Annotated in this window: 20 protein-coding genes; 18 read left to right on the top strand and 2 right to left on the bottom strand. The window is 60.3% G+C overall.

The features are described 5' to 3' along the window. Nucleotides 1–1,182, bottom strand: coding sequence for an acyl-CoA dehydrogenase (locus JFV30_RS29590; protein ID WP_010168706.1), 1,182 nt, complete (start codon nt 1,180–1,182; stop codon nt 1–3). Nucleotides 1,183–1,339: 157 nt separating this feature from the next. On the opposite strand from JFV30_RS29590, the gene JFV30_RS29585 reads away from it, so the two are divergent. The 11 genes from JFV30_RS29585 to JFV30_RS29535 all read left to right on the top strand — a co-directional run bounded on the left by JFV30_RS29585 (nt 1,340) and on the right by JFV30_RS29535 (nt 11,440). Further along, complete coding sequence (locus tag JFV30_RS29585; RefSeq protein ID WP_201125820.1) at nt 1,340–2,239, top strand: LysR family transcriptional regulator; 900 nt, start codon at nt 1,340–1,342, stop codon at nt 2,237–2,239. 446 nt (nt 2,240–2,685) lie between these two features. Beyond that, on the top strand, nt 2,686–3,807 hold the full coding sequence (locus tag JFV30_RS29580) for a Re/Si-specific NAD(P)(+) transhydrogenase subunit alpha (protein WP_010168702.1): 1,122 nt from the start codon (nt 2,686–2,688) through the stop codon (nt 3,805–3,807). A 15-nt stretch (nt 3,808–3,822) separates the two neighbouring features. Next, nucleotides 3,823–4,143: an NAD(P) transhydrogenase subunit alpha gene (locus JFV30_RS29575; protein WP_003220416.1), complete on the top strand. Its 321-nt coding sequence runs from the start codon at nt 3,823–3,825 to the stop codon at nt 4,141–4,143. Further along, nucleotides 4,143–5,579 (top strand): NAD(P)(+) transhydrogenase (Re/Si-specific) subunit beta, encoded by a 1,437-nt coding sequence (locus JFV30_RS29570; protein ID WP_010168698.1) that lies wholly within the window; start codon nt 4,143–4,145, stop codon nt 5,577–5,579. The genes JFV30_RS29575 and JFV30_RS29570 overlap by 1 nt, the downstream gene beginning before the upstream one ends. A 180-nt stretch (nt 5,580–5,759) precedes the next feature. Further along, nucleotides 5,760–7,253: an acetyl-CoA hydrolase/transferase family protein gene (locus JFV30_RS29565; RefSeq protein ID WP_177084578.1), complete on the top strand. Its 1,494-nt coding sequence runs from the start codon at nt 5,760–5,762 to the stop codon at nt 7,251–7,253. A gap of 318 nt (nt 7,254–7,571) precedes the next feature. After that, nucleotides 7,572–7,787, top strand: coding sequence for a DUF1127 domain-containing protein (locus JFV30_RS29560; protein WP_010168694.1), 216 nt, complete (start codon nt 7,572–7,574; stop codon nt 7,785–7,787). Between the two features lie 263 nt (nt 7,788–8,050). Further along, a complete protein-coding gene (locus JFV30_RS29555) occupies nt 8,051–8,245 on the top strand; it encodes a DUF1127 domain-containing protein (protein WP_201125819.1) in 195 nt (64 codons plus the stop codon). Between the two features lie 154 nt (nt 8,246–8,399). Continuing rightward, nucleotides 8,400–8,720 (top strand): DUF2388 domain-containing protein, encoded by a 321-nt coding sequence (locus JFV30_RS29550; protein ID WP_010168690.1) that lies wholly within the window; start codon nt 8,400–8,402, stop codon nt 8,718–8,720. A gap of 106 nt (nt 8,721–8,826) precedes the next feature. Beyond that, nucleotides 8,827–9,135: a DUF2388 domain-containing protein gene (locus JFV30_RS29545; protein ID WP_201125818.1), complete on the top strand. Its 309-nt coding sequence runs from the start codon at nt 8,827–8,829 to the stop codon at nt 9,133–9,135. Nucleotides 9,136–9,161: 26 nt separating this feature from the next. Continuing rightward, nucleotides 9,162–9,482 carry a DUF2388 domain-containing protein gene (locus JFV30_RS29540; RefSeq protein ID WP_010168687.1) on the top strand — a complete coding sequence of 107 codons (321 nt, stop codon included), beginning with the start codon at nt 9,162–9,164 and terminating at the stop codon, nt 9,480–9,482. Further along, nucleotides 9,479–11,440, top strand: coding sequence for a DUF7844 domain-containing protein (locus JFV30_RS29535; RefSeq protein ID WP_201125817.1), 1,962 nt, complete (start codon nt 9,479–9,481; stop codon nt 11,438–11,440). The genes JFV30_RS29540 and JFV30_RS29535 overlap by 4 nt, the downstream gene beginning before the upstream one ends. On the opposite strand, the gene JFV30_RS29530 is transcribed toward JFV30_RS29535, so the two are convergent. Beyond that, nucleotides 11,437–11,838, bottom strand: coding sequence for a GFA family protein (locus JFV30_RS29530; protein WP_201125816.1), 402 nt, complete (start codon nt 11,836–11,838; stop codon nt 11,437–11,439). The two genes, JFV30_RS29535 and JFV30_RS29530, sit on opposite strands and share 4 nt — an antisense overlap. Nucleotides 11,839–12,110: 272 nt before the next feature. On the opposite strand from JFV30_RS29530, the gene JFV30_RS29525 reads away from it, so the two are divergent. The 7 genes from JFV30_RS29525 (at nt 12,111) to JFV30_RS29495 (ending at nt 20,680) form a co-directional block, all read left to right on the top strand. Beyond that, on the top strand, nt 12,111–13,418 hold the full coding sequence (locus tag JFV30_RS29525) for a CitMHS family transporter (RefSeq protein WP_010168681.1): 1,308 nt from the start codon (nt 12,111–12,113) through the stop codon (nt 13,416–13,418). Nucleotides 13,419–13,483: 65 nt separating this feature from the next. Further along, nucleotides 13,484–14,251: a TerC family protein gene (locus JFV30_RS29520; protein ID WP_010168680.1), complete on the top strand. Its 768-nt coding sequence runs from the start codon at nt 13,484–13,486 to the stop codon at nt 14,249–14,251. 211 nt (nt 14,252–14,462) lie between these two features. Further along, nucleotides 14,463–16,121, top strand: a complete 1,659-nt coding sequence (locus JFV30_RS29515; protein ID WP_169386708.1) for a Na/Pi cotransporter family protein — start codon at nt 14,463–14,465, stop codon at nt 16,119–16,121. A gap of 57 nt (nt 16,122–16,178) precedes the next feature. Beyond that, complete coding sequence (locus JFV30_RS29510) at nt 16,179–17,561, top strand: M16 family metallopeptidase (RefSeq protein WP_201125815.1); 1,383 nt, start codon at nt 16,179–16,181, stop codon at nt 17,559–17,561. 71 nt (nt 17,562–17,632) lie between these two features. Continuing rightward, a complete protein-coding gene (locus JFV30_RS29505; protein ID WP_201125814.1) occupies nt 17,633–18,676 on the top strand; it encodes a DUF5924 family protein in 1,044 nt (347 codons plus the stop codon). Nucleotides 18,677–18,731: 55 nt separating this feature from the next. Continuing rightward, a complete protein-coding gene (locus JFV30_RS29500; protein ID WP_010168671.1) occupies nt 18,732–19,880 on the top strand; it encodes an ABC transporter permease in 1,149 nt (382 codons plus the stop codon). Beyond that, the gene (locus JFV30_RS29495) at nt 19,877–20,680 is read left to right on the top strand and encodes an ABC transporter ATP-binding protein (protein ID WP_010168669.1); all 804 of its coding nucleotides are present in this window, start codon (nt 19,877–19,879) and stop codon (nt 20,678–20,680) included. The genes JFV30_RS29500 and JFV30_RS29495 overlap by 4 nt, the downstream gene beginning before the upstream one ends. The last annotated feature ends 1 nt before the right edge of the window (nt 20,681 follow it).

The following is a 20,681-nucleotide window of genomic DNA, read 5'->3' as shown; positions in this document are numbered from 1 at the left end:
TTAATAGAACGCCTGAATACCGGTTTGCGCACGCCCCAGGATCAGCGCATGCACGTCGTGGGTACCCTCATAGGTGTTCACCACCTCAAGGTTGACCAGGTGACGGGCAATGCCAAACTCATCGGAGATACCGTTGCCACCGAGCATGTCACGTGCCATCCGCGCAATATCAAGAGACTTGCCACAGGAGTTGCGCTTCATGATCGAGGTAATCTCCACCGCCGCTGTACCTTCATCCTTCATGCGACCCAACCGCAGGCAACCTTGCAGGGCGAGGGTGATCTCGGTCTGCATGTCTGCAAGCTTCTTCTGGATCAATTGGGTTGCCGCCAGTGGACGCCCGAACTGCTGACGATCAAGGGTGTATTGGCGCGCGGTATGCCAGCAGAACTCCGCAGCCCCCAATGCACCCCACGAGATCCCGTAGCGCGCCGAGTTAAGGCAAGTGAAGGGACCTTTCAAGCCACGCACATCCGGGAAGATGTTTTCTTCAGGCACAAACACGTTATCCATGACGATTTCACCGGTGATCGAGGCGCGCAGCCCGACCTTGCCGTGGATCGCCGGAGCACTCAGGCCTTTCCAGCCCTTCTCCAATACAAAGCCACGAATGTCGCCCGCATCGTCCTTGCCCCACACCACGAAGACATCGGCAATCGGGCTGTTGGTGATCCACATCTTGCTGCCGGTGAGGCTGTAGCCGCCATCTACCTTGCGTGCACGGGTAATCATCGCGCCCGGGTCCGAGCCATGGTTAGGCTCGGTCAGACCAAAGCAGCCAATCCATTCGCCAGAAGCCAGCTTCGGCAGGTATTTCTGCTTTTGCGCTTCGGTACCGAATTCATTGATAGGCACCATTACCAGCGATGACTGCACACTCATCATCGAGCGATAGCCAGAGTCCACGCGCTCGACTTCGCGAGCGATCAGGCCGTAGCTGACGTAGTTCAAACCGCTGCCACCGTACTGCTCGGGAATCATTGCACCCAGCAGACCGGTCTCGCCCATTTCGCGGAAGATCGCAGGGTCGGTCTTTTCATGGCGAAAGGCTTCGAGCACACGCGGCGCCAGCTTGTCCTGGGCGAACTGCTCGGCGCTGTCGCGCACCATGCGTTCTTCTTCAGTGAGCTGTGAATCCAGCAGCAGTGGATCGATCCAGTTGAAGCTTGCCTTACCGCCCATGAGTGAGTCCTCGCGAAGTAAATCAAAAGTCGTGCATGGAGCCTAGGCCGGGCAGGCGAGGAGGGCAAACGAGGTTTTTGCATAGCCTTGTGCTAATTTCTCACTCCGAAACATAAAAAATCGCCATAGATGCTAGTTACTTGTGAGGCTACGGTACATGCGCAGAAAGATTCCCAGCACCACGGCCCTGGTCAGTTTTGAGGCGGCGGCCCGCCACGAAAGCTTTACCAAGGCTGCGCAGGAGCTTTCGATCACCCAAGGCGCAATCTGCCGACAGATCGCCAGCCTCGAAGAGTTTTTGAGTGTCGAGCTGTTTCGACGCTCACGCCGAGGCGTGAAGCTGACAGAAGCCGGGCTTTCCTACAGCCGCCGGGTAGCCACACAACTGGACGCGGTCGAGCGCGACACCTTGTCGGTGATGGGCCAGCAGGGCACCAACGTTATCGAACTGGCGGTAGTCCCCACCTTCGGTACCCAGTGGCTGATCCCGCGCCTCAAGGACTTTCAGCATCAGCACCCGGAGGTCACCGTCAACCTGACCAACCGCACGCGGCCGTTCCTGTTTGCCGACACCGAATTCGACGCGGCAATCTACTTTGGCGACGCCGACTGGTCCGGTACCGAATCCCACAAACTAATGGGAGAAAACCCGCTCCCTGTGTGCAGCCCGCGCTTGCTGGGTGAACGTACGCACTTCAGCGCGAAGGAAATTGCCGAACTGCCGCTGCTGCAGCAAACCACTCGACCCTACGCCTGGCGCCAGTGGTTCAACGCGCAACAGCTAGACATACCCCGCGACATGACAGGCCCGCGTTACGAGCTATTCTCCATGTTGTCCCAGGCAGCCATGCACGACATGGGCATTGCACTGATCCCGCCGTTCCTCATTCAAAGGGAATTGAACGAAGGGCACCTGGTGATCGCAAGCCCCCAGGTACTGGCGAGTTCAAAGGCGTATTACTTGATGATTCCCGAGAGAAAAGTCGAATCGGCTTCTCTTCACGCGTTCAGAGACTGGCTGATCGATCAGTCACTGCGCTACAACCCCAATAGCTAAAGGCGAACGCTGGCTTATTGACTCTGTAGTCAGCAAATTAAAATACCTACATATGTATATATATGTCGCAATTTAGAAGACCGCATCTTTTGGCGGTAAATCGGTCTTAAAGCCATACGTATATTGGCCTGTAGCCATAATGTGACAGCGATAGACAGCCATTCACATCAACCATGACGACAAGCCAATATTTTAGCTAAACCCCTTTAAATACCTGTATTTGAAAGAGTTATACCCATGCATTGCGACAATCAGTCACAGGGTGACTTGTAGTTAATTTTTCGTCACCCGTCATAATCTCTTGAAGGCCGTAAAGTTCGCCTGCAAAATGCCGCGCCCCGCTGTATTTCAGCGGGATCGTGCTGATCGGCCGCCCAGATGCACCTCTTGCGGTGCACTGGCCTTTTACAAAAATCAAAGCAAAAAGATCATGCAGGAGATTTGACGTGCACATTGGTGTTCCTCTCGAAACCCAGACCGGTGAAACGCGGGTGGCTGCCACCCCGGAAACCATCAAGAAGCTGATCGGCCAGGGCCACAAGGTCACTGTGCAAAGCGGGGCAGGCATCAATGCCAGTGTCGTCGACAGTGCCTATGAAGCGGCAGGCGCAACCATTGGCAACGCCAGCGAGGCATTCGGTGCCGAACTGATTCTCAAGGTCGTAGCCCCGAATGACAGCGAACTGACGCTGATCAAACGCGGCGCGGTGTTGGTGGGCATGCTCAATCCGTTCAGCAACGAAACCATCACCCGACTGGCCGAGCATGGCATCACGGCCTTTGCCCTTGAGGCCGCACCGCGCACCTCCCGCGCGCAAAGCCTGGATGTGCTGTCTTCCCAAGCGAACATTGCCGGTTATAAGGCCGTGTTGCTCGCCGCCCATCACTACCCACGCTTCATGCCAATGTTGATGACCGCCGCAGGCACGGTGAAAGCCGCTCGCGTGCTGATCCTCGGCGCGGGCGTAGCAGGGCTGCAGGCGATTGCTACCGCGAAACGTCTGGGCGCCGTCATCGAAGCGTCCGACGTGCGGCCGGCCGTAAAGGAACAGATCGAGTCCCTGGGCGCCAAGTTCGTCGACGTGCCCTACGAAACCGATGAAGAGCGCGAATGCGCCGTCGGTGTTGGCGGCTACGCACGTCCGATGCCCACCAGCTGGATGCAGCGTCAGGCCCTGGCCGTGCACGAGCGCGCCAAGCAAGCCGACATCGTCATCACCACCGCATTGATCCCGGGCCGCAAGGCGCCAACCCTGCTCAGCGCCGAGACCGTCGCACAAATGAAGCCAGGTTCGGTGGTCATCGACCTCGCGGCAGCCCAGGGCGGCAACTGCCCACTGACCGTGGCAGACCAGGTGGTCGTGGAAAACGGCGTGACCATCTGCGGCCCGACCAACCTGGCAGGCGCCGTCGCAGCCGATGCCTCGGCGCTGTACGCGCGCAACCTGCTGGACTTCCTGAAGCTGGTCTTCACCAAGGAAGGGCAGTTTGAAATCAACCTCGAAGACGACATCGTCGCCGCGTGCCTGATGTGCCGCGACGGCCAAGTCATCCGCAAAAACGCCTAAGCAGGGATTCAGACGATGGAAGAGCTTATCTCCCCCGGTATCTACAACCTGATCATCTTTGTGCTGGCAATTTATGTCGGTTACCACGTGGTCTGGAACGTCACCCCGGCCTTGCACACCCCGCTGATGGCCGTGACCAACGCAATTTCGGCGATCGTAATCGTCGGCGCCATGCTGGCGGCCGCACTCACCGTGACGCCGCTGGGCAAGACCATGGGCACCCTGGCCGTGGCCCTGGCTGCGGTCAATGTATTCGGCGGCTTCCTGGTTACCCGCAGGATGCTTGAGATGTTCAAGAAGAAAGCCCCGAAAGCAAAAGAAGAGGCGCCGAAGTAATGAGCATGAATCTGGTTACGACGCTCTACCTGATCGCGTCGATCTGCTTTATCCAGGCCCTCAAAGGCTTGTCACACCCAACCACTTCGCGGCGCGGCAACCTGTTCGGCATGCTCGGCATGGCGCTGGCAGTGCTCACCACCGTGGGCCTCATCTATAAGCTCGGCGCGGAGCTGGCGACTGCCGGCATCGGGTACGTGATCGTTGGCCTGCTGGTCGGCGGCACCGCCGGCTCGATCATGGCCAAGCGCGTAGAAATGACCAAGATGCCGGAACTGGTGGCGTTCATGCACAGCATGATCGGCCTCGCTGCGGTGTTTATTGCCATTGCCGCAGTCGTGGAGCCGCAATCCCTGGGCATCGTCAAACACCTGGGGGATTCGATCCCTGCCGGTAACCGCTTGGAACTGTTCCTTGGTGCTGCCATCGGCGCGATTACGTTCTCCGGCTCCGTCATTGCCTTCGGCAAGCTGTCGGGCAAGTACAAGTTCCGCCTGTTCCAGGGCGCACCGGTACAGTTCGGCGGTCAGCACAAGCTGAATCTGGTGCTGGGCCTGCTGACCCTGGGCCTGGGCCTGGCCTTCATGCTCACCGGAAACCTCAGCGCATTCGCATTGATGCTGGCCCTGGCGTTCGTACTGGGCGTGCTGATCATCATCCCGATTGGTGGCGCCGACATGCCAGTGGTCGTCTCGATGCTGAACAGCTACTCCGGCTGGGCGGCGGCGGGTATCGGTTTCTCGCTGAACAACTCGATGCTGATCATCGCCGGCTCCCTGGTGGGTTCAAGCGGCGCGATCCTCTCGTACATCATGTGCAAGGCGATGAACCGTTCCTTCTTTAATGTGCTGCTCGGCGGTTTCGGCAACACAGCAGACGCCGCGGGCCCCGCGGGCTCTAAAGAAGCTCGCCCGGTGAAGTCCGGTTCGGCTGATGACGCAACCTTCCTGTTGACCAACGCGGACACCGTGATCATTGTCCCGGGGTATGGCCTGGCGGTGGCACGGGCGCAACATGCGCTGAAAGAGCTGACCGAGAAGCTGACCCATCGCGGCGTGACCGTGAAGTACGCGATCCACCCGGTTGCCGGCCGCATGCCCGGCCACATGAACGTACTGCTGGCCGAGGCAGAAGTGCCTTACGACCAGGTGTTCGAGATGGAAGACATCAACTCCGAGTTCGGCCAGGCCGACGTGGTGTTGGTGCTCGGCGCCAACGACGTGGTCAACCCGGCTGCCAAGAATGATCCCAAGTCGCCAATCGCGGGGATGCCGATTCTCGAAGCGTTCAAAGCCAAGACCATCATCGTCAACAAGCGCTCCATGGCCAGCGGCTATGCCGGCCTGGACAACGAACTGTTCTACCTGGACAAGACCATGATGGTCTTCGGAGACGCCAAGAAGGTCATCGAAGACATGGTCAAAGCCGTCGAATAAAAACTGCGCCAGCGCAATACCCAAAACCCTGGCCTTTAGTAGGCTGGGGTTTTTTATTGCCGGTAAAAAACCGACAGAAGGCTCTAAATCGCTGCCTGGCATTCGACCATGGTAGCGGGACGAAATTTTTTGAAATCACTAGACTGCGCATCTTGCTTCCGTAGCCCGAGATAACAATCCATGTACCGTGATCGTATCCGCTTGCCTTCGTTGTTGAACAAGGTCATGAGCGCGGCTGACGCTGCCGCACTGATCCAGGACGGCATGACCGTCGGCATGAGCGGCTTCACCCGCGCCGGTGAAGCCAAGGCCGTGCCCCACGCCTTGGCCGAACGCGCCAAGACCTCGCCGCTGAAAATCACCCTGATGACCGGTGCCAGCCTGGGCAATGACCTGGACAAGCAACTGACCGAAGCCGGCGTACTGTCGCGACGCATGCCATTCCAGGTAGACAGCACTCTGCGCAAGGCGATCAACGCCGGCGAAGTGATGTTTATCGACCAGCACCTGTCGGAGACCGTCGAGCAGCTGCGTAACAATCAGCTCAAGCTGCCGGACATCGCGGTAATCGAAGCCGTGGCCATTACCGAGCAAGGCCATATTGTGCCGACCACGTCCGTGGGCAACTCTGCCAGTTTCGCGATTTTCGCCAAGCACGTGATCGTCGAGATCAACATGGCGCATAACCCGAACCTGGAAGGCCTGCACGACATCTATATCCCGAGCTATCGCCCGACCCGCACACCGATTCCGTTGGTGGCCGTGGACGACCGCATCGGCAGCACCGCAATTCCGATCCCACCGGAGAAGATCGTCGCCATCGTCATCACCAATCAGGCCGACTCGGCCTCCACCGTGACGCCGCCCGACAGCGACACCCAATCGATCGCCAACCACCTGATCAACTTCCTTAAAGAAGAAGTCGACGCCGGGCGCATGACCAATAAGCTCGGCCCGCTGCAGGCCGGCATCGGCAACATTGCCAACGCGGTGATGTGCGGCTTGATCGAGTCGCCGTTCGAAGACCTGACAATGTATTCGGAAGTACTCCAGGACTCGACGTTCGACCTGATCGACGCCGGCAAGCTGAGCTTCGCCTCGGGCAGCTCGATCACCTTGTCGGAACGGCGCAACGCCGACGTGTTCGGCAACCTGGAGCGCTATAAAGACAAATTGGTGCTGCGGCCCCAGGAAATCTCCAACCACCCGGAAGTGGTACGGCGCCTGGGCATTATCGGCATCAACACTGCGCTGGAGTTCGACATCTACGGCAACGTCAACTCCACCCACGTCTGCGGCACGCGGATGATGAACGGGATTGGCGGCTCGGGTGACTTTGCACGCAACGCGCACCTGGCGATCTTTGTCACCAAGTCGATCGCCAAGGCCGGGGCAATCTCCAGCGTCGTGCCGATGGTCAGCCATGTGGACCATACCGAGCATGATGTCGACATCCTCGTGACCGAGGTCGGCCTGGCAGACCTTCGCGGCCTGGCGCCGCGTGAGCGGGCTCGGGTCATCATCGACAACTGCGTGCACCCGGCATACCGCGACGCCCTGAACACGTACTTCACCCAAGCCTGCGCGCTGGGCGGTCACACCCCGCACATCCTGCGAGAAGCACTGAGTTGGCACATCAACCTGGAAGAAACCGGGCATATGCTGAAAGCGTAATTGATACAGATTCGGACTGATGCAAACACAGTTTCATCAGTCCGGGTTTGCAAACCCATCTTTTAGAAAAAACTGTACTGCTGTACCGGTCGTTTCCTACCGAAATATCCCACACCTTTCTCTAAAAATGCCTAAAACGCACCATAAAAGTGCCGACAGGTACAGTTGCCCCAATTTCGTACAGTACAGCCCCTATAAACAGTTAACTGGCCCCTCACAATACAGGTGAACTGTATCTAGAGAGTCTTGCGCCGGAAGAGGATCATTGGCATCAGTTAAACCACTACCTAATCCCGCCACAAGCGGAAGGATGTCATCATGGAACGTACACTCAGTTCCGATCTGTTCTTCGAAGAAAAAGCTGTAAACACCCAGGCTTCCCTGCCTCTGCGCGTTATCGCCAACCTGATGTTGTGGCAGCGCCGCATCTCCAGCCGCCATCAACTGGCTCGTCTGGATTCGCGTCTGCTGGCTGACGCCGGTATCAGCGAAGCACAACGCTACGAAGAGCTGAGCAAGCCGTTCTGGCGCTAATTAGCGTCCGCTGGCCCTGACCCACCGGGTCCACAGCCAGCACTCAGAATTGATCAAGCAAAACCCGCCCCGGGTAACCGGAGGCGGGTTTTGTTGTTTCTGGGGTTTGGATTTCTAAGAGCAAAAACAATAGGCTTTCATATCAACAGGTACAGTTTAAAAAACATAACAATTAAGCAGTACAATTTAGCCTTGGTGTATCTGTACCGGTAAAACCTTCGCGCCCAACATGGAGTTTCAGAACCTCATAAAAGGCGCTCGCCATGAACACCCAAGCCCAGCAACGCCCTCTATTGATAAGGCTACTGCAACGCACGGCCTCGGCACTCGCCCGCTGGGAGCAACGTGCCCGTACACGCAGGTTGCTGGCTCAACTGGACCCGCGGGAGTTATCTGACGCGGGCATCAGCCACGGCGACCGAGCAGCCGAACTGTCCAAGTCGTTCTGGAGCGAGTAATCACCACGGGTGACTATCCGAACGGATAAACGGCGGCTTAATATCCGATTACCACGTGGCGAACCCTGTAGAACGGGCGTCTGATGCCCATGGTCCCGCTGATCAAGTAGCGGCTTTGTGCCACTTTTATTCGTTCATTTACAGGAGTCACCCCATGTCCCGTCTTCGCCTGCTGAGCGCTGCAGCCCTGCTGGCCCTGGCTGCCAATGCCAACGCCTCCAGTCTGATCGTGACCACGGATTCGATCGTCGGCGCTCTGAAAGCCACCTCGGATGCGACCTCCGATGCCACGTCCTCCCTGCGTGACAACAAGGTCGTACGTGCCGCCCGCGACGACGCCGCCAGCTTTGTGGCCAGCGACGGCGCCATCCGGGGCGTGAAACTGGAAAGCGCCCTGGCCCAGATCCGCCAACAGGCTCCACAACTGAATACCGCGACTGACGCTCAACTGGCCCAGGCGATCCTGGCCATCTGACCGCAGGTGGGGAAGACGGGAGCGCCAGGCGCTCCCTGATCCTGCGCGCTGGCTCTCGCCCGGGCATTGCGCTAGCCTTGGCGCTCGTTTTCAGTTGTCGAGTCCCATGGCTTTTTCATACCGCCTGTTGATCGCTCCCGTAGTGTTTTGCACCTGCTGGTCCACCCAAGCTCCGGCCTTTGACCTGTCAACCCAGAGCCTGGTTGTCAGTGCGTATGCCACCAGCAAAGTGACCTCCGCACCGTTCGACCATAAACTGATACTGGCCGCCCAGGATGACGCTGCCGCTTTCATTGCCACTGACGGCGAATGGCGGGGAGCCCGACTGGAATCAGCGCTGGATTATCTGCGCCACACCCAGCCAAAACTTAACGCCAGTGACCTTGAACTGGCGCAAGCAATTCTCGTCCAATAATCATCTTTGTATTTCGGAGTCATTCCATGCGTAGCCCGCTGATCGCCGCCGCTCTCGGCCTGCTGTTGTTGGCCGGTGTTGCCCAGGCGCAAACCCTGAAGGCCACCAGTAACATCATCGTCCGTGCCTCGGCCCGTACCATTGATTTCACCTCGGACACCACCACGTCCATCCGCGACTCCAAAGTCGTGCGCGAAGCCCACGACGATGCTGCCAGTTTCGTCGCCAGCAATGGCGAGATTCGCGGCGCTCAGCTGGAAGCCGCGTTCGATACCCTGCGAACCCGCGTGCCAGAAGCCCGCGACGCCAGCGACCAGGTCCTCGCCGAAGCTATCCTCGCACTGTGAGGCGAGTTGCCGCCTGGCTACTGGCCGGCACGCTGCTGCTCGGCGCCAGCGCGGCTCAGGCCGCCCTGCAACTGCGGCTCAAGACTGACGGCTTGAGCCCGGCCCAGCAGCAGGCAAGCCAGGCATTGCTGGATGAGGCGATGCAGGCGTTGCCGCCGCGCTTCATCGAGCAATTGGACCGGACCATCGACGTCGGCTGGACCGACAAGATGCCCGAAAACGCCTACGGCCAGGCGTCACTGGTGTCCGAACTGGACCTCAACAGCAACCTGCTGGAAAGCCTCACCGACGGCAGCGCCGCGACACAAAAAACCAACCGCCCCCATGGCACCGTGCGCCGGGAAATGCTCGCCACCGTGTTGCATGAACTGACCCACATCTACGACCGCGCCCGGCTGTGGTCCAGCGCCGACCGCACGCTGATCCAGCGTTGCAGCCGCCAGAACAACATCACCGGCCTGATCGGCCTGCCTGATCAATGCCGTGGCCAGAACGATCGCCGCTTTACCCTCAGCGATGACCCACGCCTGCTGGACCTTGCCGGCTGGCCGCAATACGTCGGGCGTCGCGGCGAACGTGAACAGAACAACCACCAGGTCGCCCGCAGCCCGGACATCTACGAAACCACCAGCCCGCTGGAATTCGTCGCGGTCAACATGGAGTACTTCCTCCTCGACCCGAGCTACGCCTGCCGCCGGCCTTCGTTGTACCGCTATTACAAGGAACACTTTGGCTGGGCGCCGCCAGCCAAGGACACCTGCGCCAAGACCTACGACTTCCTCAACGCCGGCAACGACTTCGCCAAGACCCCGCTGGGTCAGGTCGACCCCGAGAGAGTCTACGAAATCGACTACCTGCTGGCCGAGGCCAACCAGAACCTGGTAAGCCGCTGGGGCCATAGCATGTTGCGCCTGGTGATCTGCGCCCCAGGCCGGCCACGGGGCCCGGATTGCCGGCTGGACCTGGACCAGCACCTGGTTCTGTCCTACCGCGCATTCGTCGGAGACGTACAACTGTCGAGCTGGGACGGCCTGATCGGCAAATACCCGTCACGGCTGTTCGTGCTGCCGCTGTCACAAGTCATCGACGAGTACACCAAGACCGAACTGCGTGGCCTGGCGTCGGTGCCGCTGAAACTGACCCGCCAAGAGATCAACGACACTGTCGAACACGCCGCCGAAATGCACTGGAGCTACGACGGCAATTACTTCTTCATCTCCAACAACTGCGCAGTGGAGAGCCTGAAACTGTTACGCAGCGGCAGCGCCAACCCGCAGCTGACCGGCCTGGACAACATCACGCCCAATGGTCTGCTGGAAGTCCTCAAGGGCCGGGGGCTGGCCGATACCAGCGTGCTGGATGACAAAAAACGCGCGCTGCGCCTGGGCTATCACTTCGATTCTTTCCGCGAGCGGTACCAGGCGATGTTCGAGGTGCTGAAAAAGCGCCTGCCAATCAAGCAGGCCGAGGTAGAGGACTGGCTCTCACTGAGCGCCGAAGAGCGGCGCCCATGGTTCGCCGAGGCCGACCTGCGCGCCAGCGCGGCCTTGTTGCTGCTGGAGCAGGCAAGCTTTCGCAAGCAACTCATGCTGGCCCAGGATGAAGTCAAACAACGCTACCTCGGTGCCCGCGAGCTGAAGAACGGCGGTATGGAGAAGGCCAACGCGACCTTACAGCAGATCCTCGCCAACAGCGGCTTCCTCAGTCGTCCGGCAGAGCTGTTGGGCACCAGCGGTTACGGCCTGCCCCAGCCGACCGAATCCCAACGCCTGGAATCTGAAAGCGCCGCGCGCCAGAAACAGTTGCAGTCGCTGACCGGCGACCTGGACAAGGAGGTGAGGGCGCTGCTGGAGCCGTCCCGCGCAGCGGAAATTGCCGCGTGTGAAGCCAACCTCAAGCAATTGGGCGAGCACTTGCGAGCGCTGCACAAGGCCTCCGGCGGGTTCGAGTTGCCCTAGAGCGTTTCCCCATCCTCTTGCGGCAACTGTTCATCCAGGCGCAGCCACGGCAATCGGCTCTCTACCCAGATGTGCCGTTCTGCCGGGGCCTGTTCCGGATGATCCAGGGTCGCGATGGTCACATCGATACTCTGGGGACTCAGGCGAGTTTCCAACGCCAGGTGCGCCCCACAGTTCGAACAGAAATACCTCACGCACGTCGATGACGATTCGTACTGCGCCGGCGTTCCCGCCACCCACGCAAACGCGGGACGGGGCAGGGTGATCCAGGTGGTCACCAACCCACCGCTGACCCGCCGGCAAACCGAACAGTGGCAGTGGGCAATGTCCACCAACGCCCCGCTGAACTGATAACGCACCCGCCCGCAATGGCAGCCGCCTTGGTGTTGCTCATGCATGCCCCGTCTCCCACATCCTTATTTCATATAAGACCAGTCGTCACTCAACGTAGCCTGTTTCTTAAGCGAAAGCTGGCTGAAAGCTTCCGGGACTAGGATCGCCCACCACTACCGGCAACAGACCGGTTGTTAACAACAACAATGGTGATTCCCGATGTCCGCTCGTACCCGCCTGTTTGCCCCAACTCCACCCGTACGCCTCGTGCTGTTCGTTCTGCGCTGACCCCAACCGGTTCGCCATTCCCTAGCCGCGCTACGCCTGGAGTATTCCTATGCTGACTTTCCTTGGCTTTGCCATGGTCATCACGTTCATGTACCTGATCATGACCAAGCGCCTGTCTGCGCTGATCGCCTTGATCATCGTGCCAATTCTGTTCGCGCTGTTCGGCGGCTTTGCACCGAAGATCGGCCCGATGATGCTCGAAGGCATCACCAAGCTCGCGCCGACCGGCGTGATGCTGATGTTCGCCATCCTCTATTTCGCCTTGATGATCGACTCCGGCCTGTTCGACCCGGCCGTGCGCAAGATCCTCAAGCTGGTCAAGGGCGACCCGCTGAAGGTCTCGGTCGGCACTGCCGTACTGGCCCTGGTGGTCTCACTGGACGGTGACGGCGCCACCACTTACATGATCTGCGTGGCCGCCATGCTGCCGTTGTACAAGCGCATCGGCATGAGCCCGCGGATCATGGCCGGCCTGATCATCCTGGCCGGCGGCGTGATGAACATGACGCCATGGGGCGGCCCGACCGCCCGTGCGGCCAGTGCGCTGCATGTAGACCCATCGGACATTTTCGTACCGATGATCCCGGCGATGCTCGCCGGCGTGGTTGCCATCCTGGTGATTGCCTACATGTACGGCAAGCGCGAACGTGCGCGTCTCGGTGAACTGCACCTGCACGGTGACGAAATTGACCACAGCGAAATCAGCGTTTCGCAGTACCCGGACGCCCGCCGTCCGAAGCTGATCTGGTTCAACGGCGCCCTGACGCTAGCCCTGATGTGCACCCTGATTGCCGGCCTGCTGCCGCTGCCCGTGCTGTTCATGGTGGCCTTCAGTATCGCGATGATCGTCAACTACCCGTGCCTGCAAATGCAGAAAGACCGCGTCGCCGCCCACGCCGGCAGCGTATTGGCGGTGGTCGGGTTGATCTTCGCCGCCGGTATCTTCACCGGCATCCTGTCCGGCACCGGCATGGTCGACGCCATGTCCAAGAGCCTGCTGGCGGTCATCCCCGACGCCCTCGGCCCTTACCTGGCCGTGATCACCGCACTGGTGAGCATGCCGTTCACGTTCTTCATGTCCAACGACGCGTTCTACTACGGTGTACTGCCCGTATTGGCCGAAGCCGCCAGTCACTACGGCATCACCGCCGTGGAAATGGCTCGCGCCTCGATCGTTGGCCAACCCGTGCACTTGTTGAGCCCACTGGTTCCATCCACTTACCTGTTGGTGGCCCTGGCGGGTATCGAATTTGGCGATCACCAGCGCTTCACCCTCAAGTGGGCGGTACTGGTGTGCCTGTGCATAATGGTCGCCGCATTGCTGATGGGGATTTTTCCGCTGTTCAGCACTCTATAATCGTACAACTCACTGCACCGGCGCTTAAAGCCGGCGCGGTCTAACACTCGTTCAAAGGAATACACATGGAATGGCTGACCAATCCGGAAATCTGGATTGCTTTCTTCACCCTGACGGCCCTCGAGATCGTCCTGGGCATCGATAACATCATCATGATTTCGATCCTGGTCAGCCGCATGCCCAAGCACATGCAGGCGCGTACCCGGATCTTCGGCCTGGCCCTGGCGATGGTCACGCGGATCCTGTTGCTGCTGTCGATCACATGGGTGATGCGCCTCACCGACGACCTGTTCGTGGTGTTCGGCCAAGGCATTTCCGGTCGCGACCTGATCCTGTTCTTCGGTGGCCTGTTCCTGCTGTGGAAAAGCTCCCAGGAGATGTACCACGCCCTGGAAGGTGAGGACGAAACCCACGACGAGCCAAAAGGCGCCGGTGGCAAGTTCATCTACACCATCATCCAGATCGCGATCATCGACATCGTATTCTCCCTGGACTCGGTGATTACCGCAGTCGGTATGGTTTCCCACGTACCGGTGATGGTGGCTGCGATTATCGTCGCCGTACTGGTGATGATGCTGGCCGCTGGCACCATCAGCGAATTCATCGACAAACACCCGTCGCTGAAGATGCTGGCGCTGTCGTTCCTGCTGGTGGTGGGTACCGTTCTGATCGCTGAAGCCTTCGATGTTCACGTGCCAAAAGGCTACGTTTACTTCGCCATGGCGTTCTCCCTGGCGGTGGAAGCGGTGAACATCAAGATGCGTACCGCCATCGCGAAAAAGAAAAAACAGCAGGACCCTGTGAAACTGCGCAAGGACATTCCGGGTCAGTAACCTTGATCCGCTGCTGAAAAAGGGGCTCTCGAGCCCCTTTTTTTCATCTGCAAAAAACTGATTTCATGACAGTTTTGTTTCAATCCCGACTTTAGCTATGCGATGCTGGCGCAGAGCCCATTCGCCAACTACAGCTTAAGTACAAGACGTAGAACGGCACGCGGCAATTCTTATTTGCTCTTTTTGAGCTAACCCACACGGGGGGCCGAGCATGCTGACCTTGCTCAATCTGCTTTCCGCCGTGACCCTGCTTATCTGGGGCACGCACATCGTCCGTACCGGCATCCTGCGGGTCTACGGTTCCAACTTGCGCCAGGTCATCGGGCAGAACATGTCCAAGCGCTGGCTGGCGTTTATCGCCGGCATCCTGGTGACAGCCATGGTGCAAAGCAGCAACGCCACGGCGATGCTGGTGACCTCGTTTGTCGGCCAAGGCCTGATGGGCCTGATGCCCGCCCTGGCGACCATGCTCGGTGCCGATGTCGGTACGGCATTAATGGCCCGGGTGCTGACCTTTGACCTGTCGTGGCTGTCGCCGCTGCTGATTTTTCTCGGGGTGATTTTCTTCCTGTCGCGCAAACAGACGCGCGCCGGGCAGATGGGCCGTGTCGGTATTGGCTTGGGGCTGATCATTCTTGCGCTGCAATTGATCGTCGAAGCCGCAGGCCCGATTACCCACGCGCAGGGCGTGAAGGTCCTGTTCGCCTCGCTGACCGGCGATATCTTGCTCGATGCCTTGGTCGGCGCACTGTTCGCGATGATTTCCTACTCCAGCCTGGCCGCCGTCCTGCTGACCGCGACCCTGGCCGGCGCCGGCGTGATCGGCCTGCACGTGGCAATCGGCCTGGTGATCGGCGCCAACATCGGCAGCGGCGTGCTGGCCTTCCTCAGCACCAGCATGCAGAACGCCGCCGGTCGCCAGGTGGCCCTGGGCAGCCTGCTCTACAAGCTGATCGGCCTGCTGCTGATCATCCCGGCCCTCGACCCGCTGGCGCTGTGGATGGACACCCTGGACTACAGCGCCCAAGGCATGGTGATCACCTTTCACCTGCTCTATAACGTCATCCGCTGCCTGATCCTGTTGCCGACTATTGGCCCGATGTCCCGCTTGTGCGCCTGGTTGCTGCCGGAGCGTGAAGAGGTCAACGGCCTGGCCAAGCCCCGTCACCTGGACCTGGCGGCGCTCGCCACGCCAAGCCTGGCGCTGGCCAACGCCGCCCGCGAAACCCTGCGCCTGGGTGACTTGATCGACAATATGTTGACCTCGATGCTGGAAGTGCTGCGGGGCAAGCAGACCGCCATCACCCAGGAAATGCGCAGCCTGAGCGACGACGTTGAAGCGCTCTACAGCGCGATCAAACTCTACCTCGCGCAAATGCCCCGCGAAGACCTCAGCGAGCACGACAGCCGACGCTGGGCCGAAATCATTGAGCTGTCGATCAACCTGAAGCTGGCCGGTGACCTGATCGAACGCATGCTGCGCAAGGTCCAGCAGCAAAAAACCTCCCAGCGCCGCTCGTTCTCCGAAGTCGGCCTGGAAGAGCTGGCCGGTCTGCAAACGCAGTTGATCGCCAACCTGCGCCTGGGCCTGTCGGTGTTCCTCAGCGCCGACCCGGAAAGCGCCCGGCAATTGCTGCGGGAGAAGCGTCGTTTTCGCGCCCAGGAGCGTCGCCTGGCCCACGCTCACGTCAGCCGCTTGCAACGTAAAATCGTACAGAGCCTGGAGACCAGTTCCCTGCACCTGGAGCTGATTGCCGACATGAAGCGCCTCAACTCGCTGTTCTGCAGCAGCGCGTATGTGGTGCTGGAAACCACCGACACCGGCGCCCTTTCGGCGGACGATATTGCCGACATCACCCATTCGCCCTGAACGTAAGGTGGCGAGTGAAGTCAGTTAACAAGGACCTCACTCGCCAGGAAGCTTGTTATGCGTCGCCTGTTATTCGCCTGCCTGCTTATGGGCTCGGCACACACCTTTGCCTTTGACCGCTTGCAAGTCGAGGGCTACACACTGCCCAACGGCCTGCAACTGCTGCTCAAGCCGGGCACCGAGCGCGGCCACGTGGCCATTCGCCTGGTCGTAGGCGTCGGTCTGGACGACTTCAGTTGCGAAGACAAAGAGCTGCCGCATCTGCTGGAACACCTGCTGTTCAGCGGAATCGACGGTGGCGGCGAAGGTGATCTGGAAGAGCGCATGCAAGCCCTCGGCGGCGACTGGAACGCCTATACCAGCAACGCCGACACCACTTTCGTCATCGAGGCGCCGGCGCAAAACCAGCGCAAGGTGCTCGACCTGCTGCTGGCCATCATCACCCGTACCGAACTGACCGACGCCAACATCAATGCCGCCAAACAGGTGGTGGAACGCGAAGACGGCGGCCATTACTCGCACCTGCAACGCCTGCTGGACCGCCAGGACCTCGGCCACAAGGCCAGCAGTCAGCTTGCGGTGGAACTGGGGCTCAAATGCGCCGAACGTGCCGACGTCGACCACCTGACCCGCGACCAATTGGAAAAACTGCGCAAGGCCTGGTACGCCCCCAACAACATGACCCTGATCATCGTCGGCGACCTGGACAAGCTGTTGCCGGCCTACCTCGAACGCACCTACGGCGAGCTGGATCCGGTTGACCCCACGGAACATCGTGCACTGCCGGAGATTCAACACGCCGCCGCGATTCGCCGTGACCTGATCCATGGCTGGGTGGGTGACAACGCCAAGCTGCACTGGTTGTTCCCCGAGCCAGTGCTGGACGACCAGTACGATGAAACCTTCGACCTGCTCAAGGACTATCTGGACTGGGCGTTGTATCGCCAATTGCGGCTGCAGCACGGCTTGTCCTACGGCCCATGGAGCGAACGCGAAGTGCTCGGCGGCGTCGGCTTCATGAGCCTCAACGCCGACCTCGAGCGCGAAGACTTGCCCGAAGCCGAACAGGTGCTGGAAACCCTCAAGGCCCAACTGCTTCAGGACGGCCTCGACCCCGCCACCTTCGCCCGCCTGCAACAAGCCGCCATCGCCCGCCAGGCGTGGGCGGTTCAGGGCAACAGTGCGTTGGCCGACTATTACTGGAGCGCCTCGGGCGACTACGCCAAGGGGCGTTTCAGCGACCCGGCCAAGCGCATCAAGGCCGTCAGCCTGGAGCAAACCAACCAGGCCATGCGCGAGCTGTTCAAGCAGAACGGCTACTGGCGCATCGAGAAACCGCTGTTCAGCTACGACACCCTCAACTGGATCGCCGCCGGCGCGCTGGGGCTGATCGCGATTGTGTTGCTCGGCGTGTGGCGTTATCGCAAAGGGATTGCGTAATGAGGCCCCGGGAAAACGGCTAAAACGTTATTCTGTCTGGGATTTTTCCTACAAAGACTGTGAACTGCCGAATGCCTATCCTGACCCAGACCATCCAGCGCGTCCTCGAACTGATGAAGCGCTACCCAGGGGTGATTGCACTCGGCGGTTTCATCTCCGGTGTGGGCAGCTTCATCCTGGTGGATCGCCAGCAAGGCATGGCCAGCTGGATCGCGATCATCATGCTGGTGAGCTGGTTATGGCTGATGCTGGAAAACAGCTTCACCCAGCTGTTCAGCAAAGTCTTCAAACGGGAAATCCCCGAGCCGCTGCTGCGCTACGCCACGCAGATGATCCACCAGGAAAGCCTGTTTTTTGTGCTGCCGTTCTTTTTTGTCACCACCACCTGGAACAGCGGCCAGTCGATCTTTACCGGCCTGTTGGGCGCGGCGGCGCTGGTCTCGATCACCGACCCGCTGTACTACAAGTGGCTGGCGCCCAAGCGTTCGCTGTTCCTGGCGCTGCACACCCTGACCCTGTTTGCGGCCCTGCTGACCGCGCTGCCGATCATCCTGCACCTGACCACCGCCGAGAGTTACAAACTGGCCCTCGGCGTGGCGATGCTGCTTTCGATCCCGAGCCTGGCGGTGAGCCTGCCGCTGCGCAGTATCAAAGGCTGGGCGATGCTGCTGGGGGTTACGGCAGCGATTGGTTGCGCCGGCTGGTTCCTGCGCAGTTGGGTGCCGCCCGCGACGTTGTGGATGACCGAAGTGGCCATCAGCACTCAATTGCAGGACCGCACGCCCGGCGATGACTTGAAAGAAGTCAGCGCCGCCCAACTGCGCAACAGCGGGTTGTATGCCTATACCGCGATCAACGCACCGCGCGGGCTGGATGAGCGCATCTACCATGTGTGGAAATTCAACGGCAAGGAAGTCGACCGCATCGCCCTGGACATTCACGGCGGGCGCAAGGAAGGCTATCGGGCCTGGACCCACAAACAGAACTTCCCCCCCGACTCGGTGGGCCGCTGGCAGGTACGGGTGCTGACCGAAGATGGCCAAGTGATCGGCGTGCTGCGCTTCAAGGTGACTGACCCCGGTCAGGCCCCAGCAACGCCGGACGCGCCAAAGTAGGCAGGATCGTGCTATTACGTAGGAATTCTGGAATAGCCAAACAAGCTCGGAGCTTATGACCAGTAGCACAACGGCCGGTGCAGCCCATCTGGACACGTCCACCCAACCTCCACAGCTGAGGATTACGGGGGATTGGACGCTTGCCCACTATGCCAACCTGAAGAAGCTGTCGGAAAAGCTCGACGGCCAGTACGACGCGGGCACCCGCATCGACCTTAACGGCCTGGGCGCCCTGGACACGGCCGGCGCTTCGCTGCTGGTGGAGCTGCTCGGCCCCGAGCGCATCGAACAATCCGCCGAACACACTGACTGCAGCCTCTCGACCGCCGACCGCGCGCTGCTGAAAACGGTCTACCGCTCCCTGAACGACTTCTGCGTGCCGGTCAAGGAGCCGGAAGAGGCCGCCGGCATTATGTTGCTGGCACGCATCGGCAGCGCGGTGTACACCGTCTGGCAAGACGGCATGAAGTTGCTCGGCTTTATCGGCCTGATCCTCGAAACCTTCGCCCGTGGCGTGTTCCGGCCCAAGCGCTGGCGCGTGACGCCGATGGTTGCGCATATCGAACAGACCGGCCTCGATGCGGCGCCCATCGTTGCCTTGCTGACCTTTCTGGTGGGCGCGGTGGTGGCGTTTCTCGGCGCCACTGTGCTGGCCAGTTTTGGCGCGAGCATTTTTACCGTCGATTTGGTGGCGTTCTCGTTCCTGCGGGAATTTGGCGTATTGCTCACCGCGATCCTGATGGCCGGCCGCACCGCCAGTGCCTTCACTGCACAAATTGGCTCGATGAAGGCCAACGAAGAAATCGACGCGATCCGCACCCTGGGCCTGGACCCGATGGAGTTGCTGGTGTTGCCCCGGGTGCTGGCGTTGCTGGTGGCGCTGCCGATGCTGACGTTCCTGGCGATGATCTCGGGGATTATCGGCGGCGGCGTGGTGTGCGCCGTGGCCCTGGATATTTCGCCGGCGATGTTCCTCTCGCTGCTGCAATCGGACATCGGCGTGCAGCATTTCCTGGTCGGCATGGTCAAGGCGCCGATCTTCGCCTTTTTGATCGCCGCCATCGGCTGCCTCGAAGGCTTCAAGGTCAGCGGCAGCGCCGAGTCGGTCGGCGCCCACACCACCTCCAGCGTGGTGCAATCGATTTTCGTGGTGATCGTGCTGGATGCGGTCGCAGCGCTGTTCTTCATGGAGATGGGCTGGTGAGTCGCTTACGCCGTGCGCCCACCGAGGCGGTGATTGAAGTCCGTGGCCTGTGTAACCGCTTTGGTCCGCAAAGCGTGCACGAGAACCTCGACCTGGATTTGTACAAGGGCGAGATCCTCGCGGTGGTCGGCGGGTCGGGCAGCGGCAAGTCGGTGCTGCTGCGCAGCATCATTGGCCTGCGCCAGCCGAGCGAAGGGCAGGTGCGGGTGTTCGGGCAGAACTTGCCGAGCTTGTCGGAGCATGAGCGTTCGATGGTGGAACGGCGCTTCGGCGTGCTGTTCCAGAAGGGCGCGCTGTTTTCCTCGCTGACGGTCACGGAAAACGTCGCCTTGCCGCTGATCGAGCATGCCGGCCTCAGCCGTCCCGACGCCGAACACCTGGCGGCAGTGAAACTGGCGTTGGCCGGGCTGCCGTTGTCGGCCGCCGACAAATACCCATCGTCACTTTCCGGCGGCATGATCAAGCGCGCGGCCCTGGCCCGCGCCCTGGCGCTGGACCCGGACATCCTGTTTCTCGACGAACCCACCGCCGGCCTCGACCCGATCGGCGCCGCCGCCTTCGACCAACTGATCCTGACCCTGCGCGATGCGCTGGGCCTGAGCGTGTTCCTGGTCACCCACGACCTCGACACGCTGTACACCATCACCGACCGCGTGGCGGTGCTGGCACAGAAAAAGGTACTGGTGGCGGACGCCATCGATGTCGTCTCGGAAACGGACGACGCCTGGATTCACGAATACTTCCATGGCCCACGGGGCCGCGCGGCATTGGATGCCGCTCAACTGCTCAACGAGGTATGAC

Origin of the sequence: Pseudomonas sp. TH32, assembly GCF_016650855.1 — a bacterium.
Classification (GTDB): domain Bacteria; phylum Pseudomonadota; class Gammaproteobacteria; order Pseudomonadales; family Pseudomonadaceae; genus Aquipseudomonas.
This window is presented reverse-complemented; position numbering and strand designations above follow the sequence as displayed.

Excerpts from the sequence above, each read along its gene's own strand:
- JFV30_RS29590 (WP_010168706.1), bottom strand. The coding sequence starts at position 1,182 with ATGGGCGGTAAGGCAAGCTTCAACTGGATCGATCCACTGCTGCTGGAT.
- JFV30_RS29585 (WP_201125820.1), top strand. The coding sequence starts at position 1,340 with ATGCGCAGAAAGATTCCCAGCACCACGGCCCTGGTCAGTTTTGAGGCG.
- JFV30_RS29575 (WP_003220416.1), top strand. The coding sequence starts at position 3,823 with ATGGAAGAGCTTATCTCCCCCGGTATCTACAACCTGATCATCTTTGTG.
- JFV30_RS29570 (WP_010168698.1), top strand. The coding sequence starts at position 4,143 with ATGAGCATGAATCTGGTTACGACGCTCTACCTGATCGCGTCGATCTGC.
- JFV30_RS29565 (WP_177084578.1), top strand. The coding sequence starts at position 5,760 with ATGTACCGTGATCGTATCCGCTTGCCTTCGTTGTTGAACAAGGTCATG.
- JFV30_RS29560 (WP_010168694.1), top strand. The coding sequence starts at position 7,572 with ATGGAACGTACACTCAGTTCCGATCTGTTCTTCGAAGAAAAAGCTGTA.
- JFV30_RS29555 (WP_201125819.1), top strand. The coding sequence starts at position 8,051 with ATGAACACCCAAGCCCAGCAACGCCCTCTATTGATAAGGCTACTGCAA.
- JFV30_RS29550 (WP_010168690.1), top strand. The coding sequence starts at position 8,400 with ATGTCCCGTCTTCGCCTGCTGAGCGCTGCAGCCCTGCTGGCCCTGGCT.
- JFV30_RS29545 (WP_201125818.1), top strand. The coding sequence starts at position 8,827 with ATGGCTTTTTCATACCGCCTGTTGATCGCTCCCGTAGTGTTTTGCACC.
- JFV30_RS29540 (WP_010168687.1), top strand. The coding sequence starts at position 9,162 with ATGCGTAGCCCGCTGATCGCCGCCGCTCTCGGCCTGCTGTTGTTGGCC.
- JFV30_RS29530 (WP_201125816.1), bottom strand. The coding sequence starts at position 11,838 with ATGCATGAGCAACACCAAGGCGGCTGCCATTGCGGGCGGGTGCGTTAT.
- JFV30_RS29525 (WP_010168681.1), top strand. The coding sequence starts at position 12,111 with ATGCTGACTTTCCTTGGCTTTGCCATGGTCATCACGTTCATGTACCTG.
- JFV30_RS29520 (WP_010168680.1), top strand. The coding sequence starts at position 13,484 with ATGGAATGGCTGACCAATCCGGAAATCTGGATTGCTTTCTTCACCCTG.
- JFV30_RS29515 (WP_169386708.1), top strand. The coding sequence starts at position 14,463 with ATGCTGACCTTGCTCAATCTGCTTTCCGCCGTGACCCTGCTTATCTGG.
- JFV30_RS29510 (WP_201125815.1), top strand. The coding sequence starts at position 16,179 with ATGCGTCGCCTGTTATTCGCCTGCCTGCTTATGGGCTCGGCACACACC.
- JFV30_RS29505 (WP_201125814.1), top strand. The coding sequence starts at position 17,633 with ATGCCTATCCTGACCCAGACCATCCAGCGCGTCCTCGAACTGATGAAG.
- JFV30_RS29500 (WP_010168671.1), top strand. The coding sequence starts at position 18,732 with ATGACCAGTAGCACAACGGCCGGTGCAGCCCATCTGGACACGTCCACC.